This window comes from Mycobacterium sp. E3251, assembly GCF_001666835.1.
In the GTDB taxonomy this organism is placed as follows: Bacteria; Actinomycetota; Actinomycetes; order Mycobacteriales; family Mycobacteriaceae; genus Mycobacterium.
The window spans coordinates 14120-30190 of record NZ_LZJF01000197.1; the positions used below are offsets into that span (position 1 = coordinate 14120).

A 16071-nucleotide genomic window follows, 5' to 3' on the forward strand; every position below is an offset into this window, starting at 1 on the left:
GGGGAGGCTTGGATATGGCCAGGACACGCATGGTTCGGCGTTGGCGCCGCAATATGGAAGTGCGCGACGACACCGAGTACGTCAACACGCTCGCCACCCTGTCCGAAGGGTCGGTGCGGCGAAACTTCAACCCGTACACAGACATCGACTGGGATGCGGCCGAATTCGCCGTCACGGAGAACGACCCGCGGTGGATACTGCCGGCGACCGACCCGCTGGGACGGCACCCCTGGTACCTGGCGCAGTCCGACGAGCGCAAGATCAAGATCGGCATGTGGCGCCAGGCCAACGTCGCCAAGGTGGGGCTGCACTTCGAGTCGATCCTGATCCGCGGTCTGATGAACTACACGTTCTGGGTACCGAACGGGTCCCCGGAATACCGGTACTGCTTGCACGAATCGGTCGAAGAGTGCAACCACACCATGATGTTTCAGGAGATGGTCAACCGGATCGGCGCCGACGTGCCGGGCATGCCGCGGATGCTCAAGTGGCTCTCGCCGCTGGTTCCACTGGTGGCCGGCCCCCTGCCGGTGGCATTCTTCATCGGAGTGCTCGCCGGCGAAGAGCCCATCGACCACACACAGAAAAACGTTCTGCGCGAAGGCAAGTCGTTGCATCCCATCATGGAGCGGGTGATGGCCATCCACGTCGCCGAGGAAGCGCGTCACATCTCCTTCGCCCACGAGTTCTTGCGCAGGCGGGTGCCGGAACTGACCAAGCGCCAGCGGTTCTGGACCGCGCTCTACCTGCCGCTGACCATGAAGATCCTGTGCCGGGCGATCGTGGTGCCGCCCAAGGCATTCTGGCAGGAGTTCGACATTCCGCGCGAGGTCAAGAAGGAACTCTTCTTCCGGTCGCCGGAGTCGCGAAAGTGGCTGAGCGACATGTTCGGTGACGTCCGGATGCTGGCCCACGACACCGGCCTGATGGAAACCCGCTCGGCGCGGCTCATGTGGCGGCTGTGCAAGATCGACGGGAAGCCCTCGCGCTACCGCAGCGAGCCGCAACGCCAGCACCTGGCCGCGGCGCCGGCCGCCTAGGACCACGCGGGTAATCGTTTATGCCGCACGTTATTACCCAGTCGTGCTGTAACGACGGGTCCTGTGTTTTCGCGTGCCCGGTGAACTGCATTCACCCCACGCCCGACGAGCCCGGCTTCGCCACCTCGGAGATGCTCTACATCGATCCGGTGGCCTGCGTGGACTGCGGCGCGTGCGTGAGCGCATGTCCGGTCGGCGCCATCGCACCCGACAGCCGGCTGGATACCAAGCAGCTGCCGTTCGTCGAGATCAACGAATCCTTCTACCCCGAGCGGCCCGAGGGCGAGAAGGTCCCGCCCACATCGAAGCTGGCCCCGGTGATTCCGGCCGCCCAGGTGCGCGCCCGCCGCCGGCCGCTGACGGTGGCCATCGTGGGATCCGGGCCGGCCGCGATGTACGCCGCCGACGAACTGCTCACCCAACATGGCGTGCGGGTCAACGTGTTCGAGAAGCTGCCGACCCCCTACGGGCTGGTGCGCGCCGGCGTCGCGCCCGATCACCAGAACACCAAGCGGGCCACCCGGCTGTTCGACCGGATCACCGGTCATCGCGGCTTCCGGTTCTACCTCAACGTCGAGGTCGGCAGGCACCTGAGCCACGCCGAGCTGCTGGCCCACCACCACGCCGTGATGTACGCCGTCGGCGCCCCCGACGACCGTCGGCTGGAGATCGACGGCATGGGCCTGCCCGGCACCGGCACCGCCACCGAATTGGTCGCGTGGATCAACGGGCACCCCGACTTTGCCGATCTGCCAGTCGATCTCAGCCACGAGCGGGTGGTGATCGTCGGCAACGGGAACGTCGCGCTCGACGTGGCCCGTGTGCTCACGGCGGACCCCGACGATTTGGCCCGCACCGACATCTCCGATCGCGCACTGGCGGCGTTCCGCGCTTCCGCCGTCCGCGAAGTGGTGGTCGCCGCCCGGCGGGGTCCCGCCCAGTCGGCATTCACCCTGCCCGAACTGATCGGGCTCACGGGCTCATCCGACGTCGTGCTCAGCGCCGCCGACCACGAGTTGGTGGCGGCCGATCTCGCGGCGGCCACGGACGGCTTGACGAAGCGCAAGCTGGAAATACTGAGCACGCTCGGTGACGATTCCGCGCCGGCCGCCCTGTCCGGCGCCCCGCGTATCCGGCTGGCCTATCGGCTCACCCCAAACCGCGTGCTGGGTGATGAACGCGCCACCGGGGTGGAGTTCGCGGTCACCGGAACCGACGAGGTGTGCCGACTGGACGCGGGTCTGGTGCTGACATCGATTGGCTACCGCGGCATGCCGATTCGCGACCTGCCGTTCGACGAGTCGACCGCGGTGGTCCCCAACGACGGCGGCCGTGTGATCGATCCCGACTCCGGGGCGCCGGTCCCGGGCGCATACGTCGCGGGCTGGATCAAGCGGGGGCCCAGCGGGTTCATCGGCACGAACAAGTCGTGCTCCCTGCAAACCGTTCGGGCCCTGGTGGCCGATTTCAACGCCGGCAAGCTAAGCGATCCGGTGGCCGAGCCGGAGGCGCTGGCCAAGCTGGTGCACACCCGGCAGCCCGACACCGTCGATGGCCGCGGCTGGCGAGCCATCGACGCTGCCGAGATCGCGCGCGGCAGCGCCGACGGTCGGCCGCGGAACAAGTTCACCGAGGTGGCCGACATGCTCGCCGCCGCTGCCGCCGCCGAGCCCGCGCCGCCGCCGCGACGCGGGCTACTGGACCGGCTGCTCGGCTAGCCGGCGCCCTGCCCGGCCATCGCGGCCTGGATTTCGTCGTAGCCGACCTCGCGCACCGGCTGGCCCATCGACCATTGGTGGCCGAACGGGTCGGCGACCACGCCGTAGCGGTCACCCCAGAACTGGTCGTCCAGCGGGGCGACCACGGTGGCGCCCGCGTCCAGCGCCCGCTGGAACTTGGCGTCGACGTCGGTGACGGTCAGGTGGATGGTGACCGGGGTGCCGCCCAATGACTTGGGCGTCATCGACTTGCCGCCGCACATCTCGGGGAAGTCGTCGTTGAGCATGACCAGAAAGCCGTTGATGCGCACCGCGGCGTGGATGAGTTTTCCGTCCGGCCGAGGCACACGCCCCAGTTCCTCGGCACCGAAAGCCTTGACGTAGAAGTCAATTGCGGCAGCCGCGTCGTCCACCACCAGGTGGGGTGACAGGGCGGGTTCGATGTTGAGCGCCATTGTTGTTCTCCTTGCTGTCGGTTCCCAGGCCGGCCCGAGACGGGCAGGCTCGCGAGTTATGACTGCGCCCGCGACCAAAACTCATCGCGGCGACACTCATTTAATCGCCGGGCACCGACAACCGGCTTCCCCTCAGGCGTTGGTGAGGCTGCGGTCCCAACCCTCGACCGATTCCGGGCTGCGGGGGCCCGGTCCGACATAAATGGCCGACGGGCGCACCAGCTTGCCGAGCCGCTTCTGCTCGAGGATGTGCGCGCACCAGCCGGCGGTCCGTCCGCAGGTGAACATCGCCGGCATCATGTTGGCCGGCACCTGCGCGAAGTCGAGGATCACCGCCGCCCAGAACTCGACGTTGGTCTCGATGGCCCGGTCCGGACGCCGCTCGCGCAGCTCGGCCAGCGCGGCCTGCTCCAGCGCGACCGCGACCTCGTGGCGCGGCGCGCCCAGCCGCTCTGCGGTCGCGCGCAGCACCCGCGCCCGCGGGTCCTCGGCGCGGTAGACGCGGTGCCCGAAGCCCATCAGCTTGTCGCCGCTGTCCAGGATCTTCTTCACCAGCCCGCGGGCGTCGCCGGTGCGTTCGACCTCTTCGATCATCGGCAGGACCCGCGCCGGCGCGCCGCCGTGCAGCGGTCCGCTCATGGCCCCGATCGCCCCGGACAACGCCGCGGCCACGTCGGCGCCGGTCGAGGCGATCACCCGAGCGGTGAATGTCGACGCGTTCATGCCGTGTTCGGCGGCCGACACCCAGTAGGCGTCGATCGCCTCGACGTGCCGCGGGTCCGGCTCGCCCTGCCAGCGGGTCATGAAACGGGCTGTGACGGTGTCGCATTCATCGATCACCCGCTGCGGGACCGCGGGCTGGTAGATGCCGCGGGCGGACTGCGCCACGTAGGACAAGGCCATCACCGAGGCCCGGGCCAGCTGGTCGCGGGCGGTGGCGTCGTCGGTGTCGAGCAGGGGCCGGTACCCCCAGATCGGGGCCAGCATCGCCAGGCCCGCCTGCACGTCGACGCGCACGTCGCCGGTGTGGATGGGCAGCGGGAACGGCTCGGCGGGCGGCAATCCGTGGCCGAACTTACCGTCGACCAGCAGAGCCCACACGTCGCCGAAGGTGACCTGTTGATTGACCAGGTCCTGTATGTCGACACCGCGGTAGCGCAGCGCGCCGCCGTCTTTATCCGGTTCGGCGATCTCGGTGGTGAAGGCGACGACGCCCTCGAGGCCGGGGACAAAGTCTTCGGGGACCACAGTCATAGGCAAAATTCTCGCACCCCACGTTCGGACCGACGCTACCGGCCGGTAGCAAGCCCCGGTAGCGTTGGCGCGGTGGCAGGACCAGACTCCGAGCGCCTGCAGAGGATGCGCGTGGAATACGGATCGGCGGAAAAGGACGGCAGTCCCGATCTCGACACGGATTGGCTCGACGACGGTTGGGTTGCCTTGTTGCGCAAATGGATCGATGAGGCCGAGCGGTCCGGCGTCGCCGAACCCAACGCCCTGGTGCTGGCCACCGTCGCCGACGGCAGGCCGACAAGCCGATCGGTGTTGTGTAAGAGCGTGGACGAGTCCGGGATCACATTTTTCACCAACTATGACTCGGCCAAGGGCTCCGACCTCGCGGCGACGCCGTACGCGTCGGTGACGTTTCCCTGGTACCAGCTGGGCCGGCAGGTTCACCTCCGCGGTCCGGTGAGCAAGGTCACGCCTGAGGTCACCGAGGACTACTGGTCCAAGCGGCCCCGCGGCTCCCAGCTCGGCGCGTGGGCCTCGCACCAGTCCCGTCCGATCGCGTCGCGCGCGGCGCTGCTCGACCAGCTGGCCGAGGTGACCGCGCGCTTCGCCGACCGCGAGCAGGTTCCGGTACCGCCGGGGTGGGGTGGCTATCTGCTTGCTCCGGAATCGGTCGAATTCTGGCAGGGCCGGGAGAACCGATTGCATAACCGGATCCGGGTCACCGGCGCTCATGTGGAGCGCCTCCAGCCCTAGCCCGCCCCGGGGGTCGGTGCGACGGGACAGACCCGACCCCGGGCAGGCACGCGAACGCGACAACGACTACCTTCACTTATAAGCACCTAGTCAGGGCAGCCATACCAGCCAGAGCGCAAAGGGGTTCTCGTGGCCGACACCGACGACACCGCAACTCTGAAGTACCCGGGGGGCGAGATCGACTTAGAGATCGTTCGCGCCACCGAAGGTGCGGATGGGATTGCGCTCGGTTCCCTGTTGTCCAAAACCGGGCACACCACCTTCGACAACGGGTTCGTCAACACCGCCGCGTGCAAGAGCGCCATCACGTACATCGACGGCGATGCCGGGATCCTGCGTTACCGCGGCTACCCGATCGAACAGCTCGCCGAGAAGTCGACCTTCATCGAGGTGAGCTACCTCCTGATCTACGGCGAGCTGCCCGACAAGGACCAGCTCGCGGAGTTCACCAAGCGGATCCAGATGCACACCATGCTGCACGAGGACCTGAAGCGCTTCTTCGACGGCTTCCCCCGCAACGCGCACCCCATGCCGGTGCTGTCGGCCGTGGTGAACGCGCTGAGCGCCTACTACCCCGACGCGCTCGACCCGATGGACAACGAGCAGGTCGAGCTGTCGACCATCCGCCTGCTCGCGAAGTTGCCCACCATCGCCGCGTACGCGTACAAGAAGTCCGTCGGGCAGCCGTTCCTCTACCCGGACAACTCGCAGTCGCTGGTGGAGAACTTCCTTCGCATGACGTTCGGGCTGCCGGCGGAGCCTTATCAGGCGGACCCCGAAGTCGTGCGGGCGCTGGACATGCTGCTCATCCTGCACGCCGACCACGAGCAGAACTGCTCGACGTCGACGGTTCGGCTGGTGGGTTCGTCGCGGGCCAACCTGTTCACCTCGATCTCCGGCGGCATCAACGCGCTGTGGGGTCCGCTACACGGTGGCGCCAACCAGGCGGTGCTCGAGATGCTCGACCAGATCCGCGAAAGCGGCGACGACGTCAGCGAGTTCGTCCGCAAGGTGAAGAACCGCGAAGAGGGCGTCAAGCTGATGGGCTTCGGCCACCGCGTGTACAAGAACTACGACCCGCGCGCCCGGATCGTCAAGGAACAGGCCGACAAGATCCTGGCCAAGCTCGGCGGCGACCCGCTGCTGGACATCGCCAAGGAGCTGGAAGAGGCGGCGCTGACCGACGACTACTTCATCGAGCGCAAGCTGTACCCGAACGTCGACTTCTACACCGGGCTGATCTACCGGGCCCTCGGCTTCCCGGTCCGGATGTTCACCGTGTTGTTCGCGCTCGGCCGGCTGCCCGGCTGGATCGCGCACTGGCGGGAGATGCACGACGAGGGCGACAGCAAGATCGGCCGCCCGCGCCAGATTTACACCGGTTACACCGAGCGCGACTACCAGACCATCGACGCGCGCTAATCAGCAGAGCGAGGCCAGCACCGCCATGGCGGCGTTGTGCCCGCCGATGCCCGACACTGCGCCGCCGCGGCGAGCGCCGGAGCCGCACAACATGATTCGCTCGTGCGCGGTCGCCACCCCCCATCGTCGCGCCGGTGTGTTCAGCGGGTCGTCGTCGTCGGCGAACGGCCACGCGAGGCCGCCGTGGAAGATGTTGCCGGCCGTCATCCCCAGCGTGCGGTGCAGGTCCAGGGTGGTCGTCGTCTCAATGCACGGCCGGCCCTGAGCGTCGCTCATCAGCACGTCCTGAATGGGTTCGGCCAGAACGGAATTCAGTGACGCCAGTACCGACTCGGTCAACCGGTCACGCAGGGCGCCGGAGTAGCTGCCGTCGAACAGCGAGTGCGGGGTGTGCAGACCGAACACCGTCATCGTGTGGGCGCCCGAATCGCGCAGCTCGGCCGACAGAATGCTCGGGTCGGTCAGCGAATGGCAATAGGCTTCGCACGGTAGCGGATTCGGGATATGCCCGGCGGCCGCGCGCGAATACCCGGCGTCCAGTTGGGTCCACGTCTCGTTCACGTGAAATGTCCCGGCGAAGGCCTGTTCGGGGGTGACGCCGTCATCGCGCAACCGGGGCAGCCGCCGCAGCACCATGTTCACTTTGACCTGCGCGCCTTGGGCGGGGGACGGCGGCCGTTCGCCGAGCAGGCCTGCCAACACCGCCGGCGTGACGCCGGCGAGGACAAACCGGCCCGTTATCAGGTGTTCCTCGTCCCCGGTGCGGTAGCGCACCACGCCGTCCGGTTCGACGGCGTAAACCTCTGCGCCAGTGGTTATCTCGGCACCGTGGCCGATGGCCGCCGCTGCCAGGGCATCGGTCAGCGCGCCCATCCCGCCGACGGGAACATCCCAGTCCCCGGTGCCGCCGCCCAGCACGTGGTAAAGGAAGCAGACATTCTGCATCAGTGACGGGTCGTCAAGGCGCGCGAACGTTCCGATCAGCGCGTCGGTCGCGATCGCGCCGCGGACCACGTCGTTGCCGACGGCGGCGGTGATGGCGTGCCCGATCGGCTCGTCGATCAACGCCTGCCACGCCGCCGCCGCATCGCGGTCGCCGCTTCCCGCGACATGCAGGCGGGCCTCCTCTCGGGTGCGCAGCGGTTCCAGCAGCGTCGGCCATAGCCGTTGAGTCACCAGTCGGCAGCGTTGATAGAAGGCGGCGAACCCGTGCTCATCGGGGCCGGCGCCGATCGCGGCGAACGTGCCGCCGGACGCGCCGATCAACAGCCCACTGCGGCCATCGGTGGCGGGGTCGGGGGTGTACGACGAATACGGGCGCCGGGCCAGCCGCACCGCCGCACCCAGGTCGGCGACGATGCGGGGCGGCAACAAGCTGACCAGGTAGGAGTAGCGGGAGAGCCGGACGCCGACACCGTCGAAGGCCTGCGCCGAGACCGCCGCCCCGCCGACGTGCCCCAGCCGCTCGAGCAACCGCACCCGAAGACCCGCGCGGGCCAGGTACCCCGCCGCGACGAGGCCGTTGTGACCGCCACCAATCACGATGGCGTCCACGGCACCGCCATTTGCCGCGTGACGGCTCAGCTCAGGTAACCCTCGACCTCGCCGGGAGGACGAACCTCGGCCTCCCGCGGGTCACCGCCGGTTTCACGCAGCGCCCGGCGCTGCCGCAGCAGGTCCCAACACTGGTCAAGCTCGACCTCCAGCCGGCGCAGGCGGTCGTGTTCCTCCGATTCGGAGATGTCGCGGTGTTGCAGCTGCTCCCGCAGGGCTTTCTCCTGTGCGACCAGGTCGCGGATGTGTGCCAGGGTTTCGCTGTCGGTCGGTTTCTTGCCGTTGGCCATCGCTCCAGTGTGCCCGACCGGGCGGGGGCCGAATCGCCAGGTTGCCCGTCGCCCGCCGGGCGTACAGCGCGGGACAACGAACCCGTGGACGCGAAAGCCTTGTGCCAGAGCCGTTTCGGAACCGGCCACGCCGGGGATCCCGGCGGCTGCGCTAGCTAGGCCCCGGAAGGCGCAGCACCAGGCGCGCACCGCCCAGCGGGCTGCTCTCCAGTGCAGCGGTTCCGCCGTGCAGGTGGGCCTGCTGGGCCACCAACGCCAGCCCCAGGCCCGACCCGGAATGGGAGGCGGTCGACCCGCGGGAGAACCGCTCGAAGACCACTTGGCGTTCGTCTTCGGGTACGCCGCTGCCGTTGTCGTCGATGGCGATCTCCACCCCGGCGCGGGAGCTGACCGCCGAGAGGCGGACGCGGGTCGCGCCGCCGTGCTTGACGGCATTGGCGATCGCGTTGTCCACCGCGAGGCGCAATCCGGCCGGCAATCCCATGATGATGCACGTCGGCGACGGCACCAGTGACACGTCGAGGTCGGGGTAGATGCGCATCGCGTCGTGGGCGGCGCGGTCAAGGAGCTCGGTGATGTCGACCGGCACCTGATCGTCGGATGTCGACAGCTCGCCCTGGGCCAGCCGCTCGAGGGCGCTCAGCGTGGCCTCGATCCGCGACTGGGTGCGGATGACGTCGCTCAGCACCTCTTTGCGCTGGTCGTCGGGCATGTCCAGGGTGGCAAGCACCTCGAGGTTGGTGCGCATCGCCGTCAAGGGCGTGCGCAGCTCGTGCGACGACACCGCGGCGAAGTCGCGGGCCGACGCCAGCGCCTCCTTGGTCCGGATCTGCTCATCCCAGATGCGCTGCAGCATGCCCCGCATGGCCTCGGCGATCTCGACGGCCTCGGTGGCGCCGTGCACCTCCACCCGAGGCGCCTCGTCGCCGGCGTCGATCGATCGGGTCTGCTGCGCGAGCTGCTTGAACGGGCGAACGGCGAACGCGGCCAGCAACCAGGCGAACACCGCCGCCGCGCCAATGGCGAAGCCGCAGATCAGCAGGACGCGCCGGTGCAGGTTGTTGGTTTCGGCGAGGGTCGCGTCATACGTCGCGCCCACGGCCAGCGACGTGGGCTCCGGCGCGGGAATCTCCACCGTCCGCACCCGGTATCGCACGCCTTTGACGTATGCGTCGGCGTAATCGACGTCCAGCCTGGGTAGCGTCACGTCGGAGTTCGACTTGACCTGGTCGCCGCGGCGGACCGTCATGATGGCGTCGTTGTCGTTGGGGGAGCGCGGGATCTCGTCGAGACCGCGCGGCAGAAAAGGGATCGCGAAGCCGGCGGCCTCGTCGAGGCGGCGGTCCAGCCGCTCCTTGCGGTCGTTGGTGATGCCCACCCAGACGACGATCCCGACGATGAGCACGGGAATGGCGGCGCCGATGGCGGTCGCGACCACGACCCGCGCGCGTAGCGAAGGCGTACGGGTCAGGATGCGGGATAGAAAATTCATGACACCCGCCTGGTTACTGCATACGCAGCACGAACCCTACTCCGCGAACGGTGTGCAGCAGCCGGGGACCGCCGTTGGCCTCGAGCTTGCGGCGCAGGTACCCGATGAATACGTCGACGACGTTGGTGTCGGCGGCGAAGTCGTAACCCCACACCAGTTCCAGCAGCTGCGCGCGGGACAGCACCGCGGTCTTGTGCTCGGCCAACACCGCCAGCAGGTCGAACTCACGCTTGGTCAGGTCGACGTCGACGCCGTTGACGCGGGCGCGCCGGCCGGGGATGTCCACCTCCAGCGGGCCCACCGTGATGGTTTCCGAGGAGGACGTCGCGGTCGCGCCGCGACGGCGCAGCAGCGCCTTCACCCGCGCGACAAGCTCGGCCAACACGAACGGTTTGACCAAGTAGTCGTCGGCGCCGGCTTCGAGCCCGGCGACCCGGTCGTCGACCGAGCTGCGGGCGGACAGCACGCAGACCGGGACGTCGTTGTCCATCGCCCGCAGCGCGGTGACGACGCTGACGCCGTCCAACACCGGCATGTTGATGTCGAGCACGATCGCGTCCGGCCGGGTTTCGGTGGCGCTGCGCAAGGCTTCGGCGCCGTCGACCGCGGTCGACACCTCGAATCCGGACAGCCGCAGGCCGCGTTCCAGCGACGCGAGCACATCGGAGTCGTCGTCGACGACCAAGACGCGGGGTGAGGTGCCACCAGTGTCCATGTCGCCCATCTTGCCTGATTGTTGACCGTGGCGGTGCCAAGGCCGGGCCGCCGATGCCTAAAAGGTTACGTTTTCGACGCTGCGCCGCAACTGCCCGTTGGTAGGGACGTGCGATCCCGAGATCGGTTGGTGCGACGTGGCATTCGCGTCCGGAGTGGCCGATTTCTGATTGATGTTGCCGCCGTGACGGTTTGGGTTATCCCACGGAGAGTCCGCTCAGCCGCACCGCCAGCTGCCGGCGCACCGCTGGAACCCCCGCCGCCAGGCGCATTCCCGTGTTTCGCAGCGGGCGCAACGGGCGCGGCAGGGTTGCGACCCGGGTCAGCCGTCCTGTCAGTTTCAGTACCCGCTCGGCGCGGCGGCGCTGCGCGGTGCTGTACGCATCCAGCGCGGCCTCCGGGGCGCCCCCTAGGACTTCGGCGAGGGCCCCGGCCAGCGCCACCGCGTCGGTGATACCGAGGTTCATGCCCTGGCCCCCGGCCGGGCTATGCACATGCGCCGCGTCACCGGCAAGCAGCAATCGGCCGGCGCGATAGGTGTCGGCGACGCGGTGATGGATGTGGAACCGCGAACCCCAGACCAGCTCGGTGACGACCGTCTGCCCTGGCCCGAATCCTCGGGTGTCGAGCAGGGCCTGCACAAACTGCGCCGACGGCAGCTGCGGCGCGTCGCCGGTCGGTGCGACGACACGGAAGATGCCACCGGGCAGCGGGGCCAGCACCGTCAGGCCGTCTTGGCCGTAGAACAGGATCACCTCGTTGCGGGGTGCTTCACCGGTTACTCGAACGTCGGCGAGGGTGAAAGCCTCGGCGAATTCGCCTCCGGCGAAGCCGATTCCGGCTTGGGTCCGGACGGTGCTGTTCATGCCGTCCGCGCCGACGGCGTAGCCCGCCCTGATGGTGTCGCCGTCGTCGAATGTGGCCGTCACGCCGGCGGCGTCCTGGCGGATGCGGCTCAGCGTCTTCGGGCGGACCACGTCACCGCCCAACTCCTGGAGTCGCTCGAGCAGCAGCCGCTCGGTGTCGGCCTGGGACAGCATCAGGGTGTACGGGTGGTCCGTCGGCAACTCACTGAAGTCGACGGGGATCAGGATGCGCCGGCCCTCCCGCATGGTGAATCGCGGTGCGATCAGCCCCGCCTTGACCATGCGCCGGGCCACGTCGAGCTCCTCGAGCACCTCCAGGGTGCGGGCGTTGACGGCGGCGGCACGGGACGTGTTCGCGCCCTCGGCCAACTTGTCGACCACGACCGCCCGGATTCCGCGCCTGAGCAGTGTGGCGGCGAGCGTGAGGCCGGTCGGGCCCGCGCCTACCACCAGGACATCGGTGTCGTTCATGGTCCGCTCCTCTCCCGGTGCGTTTAGTCAACGCTTGTTGGCATACCCCCATGCTTGCGCGCCGGTGGAGCAATGTCAACAGTTGTTGGCCTACAATCGTTGACATGAGACGGTCGTCCGATGAGACCAAGGCGGTGATCCTGGCGGCCGCCCGCGAGCGGTTCGGCGCGGTCGGCTTCCAGGGGGCGACGATCCGGGCGATCGCCGCCGACGCGGGGATCGATCCCGCGATGGTCATGCGGTACTACGGCAGCAAGGACAAGCTGTTCGCCGCGGCCGCCGAGTTCGACTTGCGGTTCCCCGATCTCGCTTCGATCGACCCGGCGCAGGTCGGGCGGTCGCTGGTGCGCCACTTTCTCGAACGCTGGGAGGGCGACGAGGCGCTGGTGATCCTGCTGCGGTCCAGCGCCACCAACGGCGAGGCGGCGCAACGGATGCACGAGATCTTCGGAACCCAGATCCGGCCGCTTGTCGGCTCGCTTGTGCCGTCGGAGGAAGTCGCCGTGCGCGCGGGGCTGATCGCGACCCAGATCCTGGGGATGGCGTTGTGCCGCTTCGTGTTACGGCTACCGCCCATCGTGGAGATGACCCGCGACGAGATCGTCGACTGGCTCGGCCCGACCATTCAGCGCTACCTCGGGCTACCCGATGGCTGACGCGAGACGCGTGGTTTATGTGTCGCGGCGGTCCGCCGCCGCTCAGGGCAATCCGATGCGGCGGTAGCGCCGCAGGCGGGCCGTCAGCCGCTCGCCCGCGGGGAGCGCCCGCAGCGCGTGCACCTCGGCGGCGACGGCGCGCGAGAGTCGCTGGCAGAACTCGATCGGCTCGTCGGCGGCGTCGGGATGTTCCGGCACGACGGCGTCGACGATGCCCGACGCCAGCAGGTCGAGCGACCGGATGCCTTGCGCGGCAGCAAGTTCGGCGGCGTGAGCGGTGTCTCGGAAGACGATCGCGCTGGCGCCCTCCGGCGGGAGCGGGGCGAGCCACGCGTGCAGCGCGGCCAGCACCCGATCTGCCGGCACCATCGCCAGCGCCGGCCCGCCGCTGCCCTGGCCGAGCAGCACCGACACCGTCGGGGTATCGAGGGTCACCAGCTCGGCCAGGCACTGGGCGATTTGGCCGGCCAGCCCGCCCTGTTCGGCCTCGGCCGACAGCGCGGGGCCGGCGGTGTCGATCACCAGCACCAGCGGAAGGCGCAGCTCGGCGGCCAGCGCCATGCCGCGCCGGGCCTCGCGCAGCGACGCGGGCCCGACCATCCCACCCGTCACCCGCTGCTGCCCGAGCACCACCGCGGGCTGGCCGGCGAAACGGGCCAGCGCCAGCAGGGTCGTCGCCGCTTCGCCCTGCCCCGTGCCCGACAGCAGCACCCGATCGGTGGCGCCGTGGCGCAGCAGCAGCCCCACACCCGGCCGGTCGGGGCGGCGCGACGCCACCACCGAGTCCCACGCCGGCACGTCGGGCAGCGATTCGGCCGGCCCCGCCGCCGGGAGGCGCTCGGGTGGGTCGGCGATGACGGTCAGCGCCCGGTCCAGCGTCCGGCGCAGCTCGCCGACCGGGACGACCCCGTCGATCACGCCATGGCGCTGCAGGTTCTCCGCCGTCTGGACGCCTTCGGGGAACGGCTCGCCGTAGAGCAGCTCGTACACCCGGGGTCCGAGGAAGCCGATCATGGCGCCCGGTTCGGCGACGGTGACGTGGCCGAGCGATCCCCACGACGCGAACACCCCGCCGGTGGTGGGATTGCGCAGGTAGACCAGGTAGGGCAGGTGGGCCTGCTTGTGCAGGCGGACGGCGGCGGCGATCTTCACCATCTGCAGGAATGCGACCGTGCCCTCCTGCATGCGGGTGCCGCCGGAGCTCGGCGAGGCCAGCAGCGGCAGGCCCTCGGCGGTCGCTCGCTGCACCGCGGCGGTGATCCGCTCAGCCGCGGCCACCCCGATCGAGCCGCCGAGGAAGCCGAACTCGCAGACCACCACCGCCACCCGGCGCCCGTAGATGCGCCCCTCGCCCGTCAGCACCGATTCGTCCAGGCCGGTCGCCGCCCGCGCGTCGGCCAGCTCTCGCGCGTAGGCCTCGCTGGCCCGCACCGCGAGCGGCTCGCCGTCCCAGCGGATGAAAAAGCCCTCGTCCAGCACCGCGTCGCGCAGCTGAGCAGCCGTGATACGACTCACGACACGAGGCTATATAGGGTGGCTGCCATGATCGGTGTTACCCAGGCCGAAGCCGTGCTGACGATTGAGCTGCAGCGGCCCGAGCGCCGCAACGCTCTGAATTCCCAGCTCGTCGAGGAGCTGCGCGAAGCCTTCCAGAAGGCGAGCGACGGCTCCGTCCGGGCCATCGTGCTGACCGGTCAGGGCACGGCGTTCTGCGCCGGCGCCGACCTGAGCGGCGACGCGTTCGCCGCCGACTATCCCGACCGGCTCATCGAGCTGCACAAGGTGATGGATACGACGCTGATCCCGGTGATCGCCGCCATCAACGGTCCCGCCATCGGCGCGGGCCTGCAGCTGGCCATGCAGTGCGATCTACGGGTCGTCGCACCGGACGCGTTCTTCCAGTTTCCGACATCGAAATATGGCCTGGCACTTGATAACTGGAGCATTCGCCGGTTGTCTTCACTGGTCGGGCACGGGCGGGCCCGCGCGATGCTGCTGGCCGCGGAGAAGCTGACCGCCGACGCCGCGCTGCAGACCGGAATGGCCAACCGCATCGGAACGCTGGCCGACGCCCAAGCGTGGGCCGCCGAGATCGCCGGCCTGGCACCGCTGGCGATTCAGCATGCCAAGCGGGTGCTGAACGACGACGGCGCCATTGAGGAGGCCGGGCCCGTGCACAAGGAGCTGTTCGACAGGGCGTGGGGGAGCCAGGACGTCATCGAGGCCCAAGTCGCCCGCATCGAGAAGCGACCGCCCAAGTTCCAGGGGGCCTAACCGTCATGCTGCGGGGGGCGCTGCGATTGGCCGCCGGCACGGCTTCGCTGGTGGCCGGCAGCTGGGTGGTGCGGGCGCTGCACGGCGCACCGGCGGCCCTCGGCGCTCATCCCGCCGCGATCAGGGCGGTGGCGGAGGGGTCACCGAACTACCGCGACGGCGCATTCGTCAACCTCGACCCCGCCTCCAATTTCACGATGGATCGCGAAGAACTGCGGCTGGTCGCGTGGGAGCTCATCGGCAATCGCGGTGTGAGCCGGCCTTCAGCGCCAATCCCGTTGGCCGCTCCGGCGATCTACGACGGTGACCCCGGCCGGCTCGCCGTCAGCTGGTTCGGTCACTCGACGGCGCTGCTGGAAATCGACGGTTACCGGGTGCTCACCGACCCGGTCTGGAGCGACCGGTGCTCACCGTCGGACATCGTCGGACCACAGCGGCTGCACCCGCCGCCGGTGCAACTGGAAGGGCTGCCCGCCGTCGACGCGGTCGTGATCAGCCACGACCACTACGACCACCTCGACATGGACACGGTGACGGCGCTGGCCCACACGCAGCGGGCCCCGTTCTTCGTGCCGCTCGGTGTCGGCGCGCACCTGCGCGCGTGGGGGATACCGGAGCACCGCATCGTCGAGCTCGACTGGCATCAGAGCGGTCTGGTCGACCAGCTGACCGTGACTTGCCTTCCGGCGCGGCACTTTTCGGGTCGCTTCCTGGACCGCAATACCACGCTGTGGGCGTCGTGGACATTCGTCGGCCCGAATCATCGCGCCTACTTCGGCGGCGACACCGGCTATACAAAGAGCTTCGCGCAGATCGGCGCCGACCACGGACCGTTCGACCTGACCCTGTTGCCCATCGGCGCCTACAACACCGCGTGGCCGGACGTCCACATGAACCCCGAGGAAGCGGTGCGGGCGCACCTGGACCTCACCGGCGACGGGCTGCTCGTGCCGATCCATTGGGGCACTTTCCGGCTGGCTCCCCACCCGTGGGCCGAGCCGGTTGAACGCCTGCTCGCAGCCGCTGAACCGGAAAACGTCAAAGTGGCAGTCCCCGCCCCCGGCCAACGCATCGATCCCGCGGCGCCGCCGAAATCGAACCCCTGGTGGCGGCTCTGATTCGGGGGTCTTCCG

15 protein-coding genes are annotated in these 16071 nt (G+C 69.1%); 7 read left to right on the forward strand and 8 right to left on the reverse strand.

Annotation, left to right across the window (positions count from 1 at the left end; all coding sequences use genetic code 11):
• Positions 1-14 precede the first annotated feature (14 nt).
• On the forward strand, positions 15-1040 hold the full coding sequence (locus tag A5697_RS25150; protein ID WP_067951507.1) for a diiron oxygenase: 1026 nt from the start codon (positions 15-17) through the stop codon (positions 1038-1040).
• Between the two features lie 20 nt (positions 1041-1060).
• Complete coding sequence (locus A5697_RS25155; protein ID WP_068012439.1) at positions 1061-2758, forward strand: FAD-dependent oxidoreductase; 1698 nt, start codon at positions 1061-1063, stop codon at positions 2756-2758.
• Here A5697_RS25155 and A5697_RS25160 read toward each other — a convergent pair.
• Positions 2755-3213 carry a VOC family protein gene (locus A5697_RS25160; protein WP_067951503.1) on the reverse strand — a complete coding sequence of 153 codons (459 nt, stop codon included), beginning with the start codon at positions 3211-3213 and terminating at the stop codon, positions 2755-2757. The two genes, A5697_RS25155 and A5697_RS25160, sit on opposite strands and share 4 nt — an antisense overlap.
• 132 nt (positions 3214-3345) lie before the next feature.
• Positions 3346-4467, reverse strand: coding sequence for a citrate synthase 2 (locus A5697_RS25165; protein WP_067951500.1), 1122 nt, complete (start codon positions 4465-4467; stop codon positions 3346-3348).
• Between the two features lie 72 nt (positions 4468-4539).
• Here A5697_RS25165 and pdxH point away from each other — a divergent pair, with 72 nt between their 5' ends.
• Together pdxH and A5697_RS25175 are read left to right on the forward strand one after the other, a co-directional pair.
• On the forward strand, positions 4540-5199 hold the full coding sequence (gene pdxH, locus A5697_RS25170; RefSeq protein ID WP_197501113.1) for a pyridoxamine 5'-phosphate oxidase: 660 nt from the start codon (positions 4540-4542) through the stop codon (positions 5197-5199).
• 129 nt (positions 5200-5328) lie between these two features.
• On the forward strand, positions 5329-6621 hold the full coding sequence (locus tag A5697_RS25175; protein ID WP_067951496.1) for a citrate synthase: 1293 nt from the start codon (positions 5329-5331) through the stop codon (positions 6619-6621).
• On the opposite strand, the gene A5697_RS25180 is transcribed toward A5697_RS25175, so the two are convergent.
• The 5 genes from A5697_RS25180 to A5697_RS25200 form a co-directional block, all read right to left on the reverse strand.
• On the reverse strand, positions 6622-8175 hold the full coding sequence (locus A5697_RS25180) for an NAD(P)/FAD-dependent oxidoreductase (RefSeq protein ID WP_068012441.1): 1554 nt from the start codon (positions 8173-8175) through the stop codon (positions 6622-6624).
• Positions 8176-8201: 26 nt separating this feature from the next.
• Positions 8202-8465, reverse strand: a complete 264-nt coding sequence (locus A5697_RS25185) for a DUF2630 family protein (protein ID WP_067951492.1) — start codon at positions 8463-8465, stop codon at positions 8202-8204.
• A 151-nt stretch (positions 8466-8616) separates the two neighbouring features.
• A complete protein-coding gene (locus A5697_RS25190; protein WP_067951491.1) occupies positions 8617-9957 on the reverse strand; it encodes a HAMP domain-containing sensor histidine kinase in 1341 nt (446 codons plus the stop codon).
• A 13-nt stretch (positions 9958-9970) separates the two neighbouring features.
• Entirely contained in the window at positions 9971-10681 is a 711-nt protein-coding gene (gene prrA / locus A5697_RS25195) for a two-component system response regulator PrrA (protein WP_156673443.1), read from the reverse strand.
• Positions 10682-10868: 187 nt separating this feature from the next.
• A complete protein-coding gene (locus A5697_RS25200) occupies positions 10869-12008 on the reverse strand; it encodes an FAD-dependent oxidoreductase (RefSeq protein WP_068012444.1) in 1140 nt (379 codons plus the stop codon).
• 104 nt (positions 12009-12112) lie between these two features.
• Here A5697_RS25200 and A5697_RS25205 point away from each other — a divergent pair, with 104 nt between their 5' ends.
• Entirely contained in the window at positions 12113-12664 is a 552-nt protein-coding gene (locus A5697_RS25205; RefSeq protein ID WP_067951487.1) for a TetR/AcrR family transcriptional regulator, read from the forward strand.
• A gap of 42 nt (positions 12665-12706) precedes the next feature.
• On the opposite strand, the gene A5697_RS25210 is transcribed toward A5697_RS25205, so the two are convergent.
• Positions 12707-14179, reverse strand: a complete 1473-nt coding sequence (locus A5697_RS25210) for a carboxyl transferase domain-containing protein (protein ID WP_068012446.1) — start codon at positions 14177-14179, stop codon at positions 12707-12709.
• A gap of 27 nt (positions 14180-14206) precedes the next feature.
• Here A5697_RS25210 and A5697_RS25215 point away from each other — a divergent pair, with 27 nt between their 5' ends.
• Together A5697_RS25215 and A5697_RS25220 are read left to right on the forward strand one after the other, a co-directional pair.
• Entirely contained in the window at positions 14207-14938 is a 732-nt protein-coding gene (locus A5697_RS25215) for an enoyl-CoA hydratase (protein WP_067735701.1), read from the forward strand.
• Positions 14939-14943: 5 nt separating this feature from the next.
• On the forward strand, positions 14944-16056 hold the full coding sequence (locus tag A5697_RS25220) for an MBL fold metallo-hydrolase (protein WP_067951484.1): 1113 nt from the start codon (positions 14944-14946) through the stop codon (positions 16054-16056).
• Positions 16057-16071: the final 15 nt, after the last annotated feature.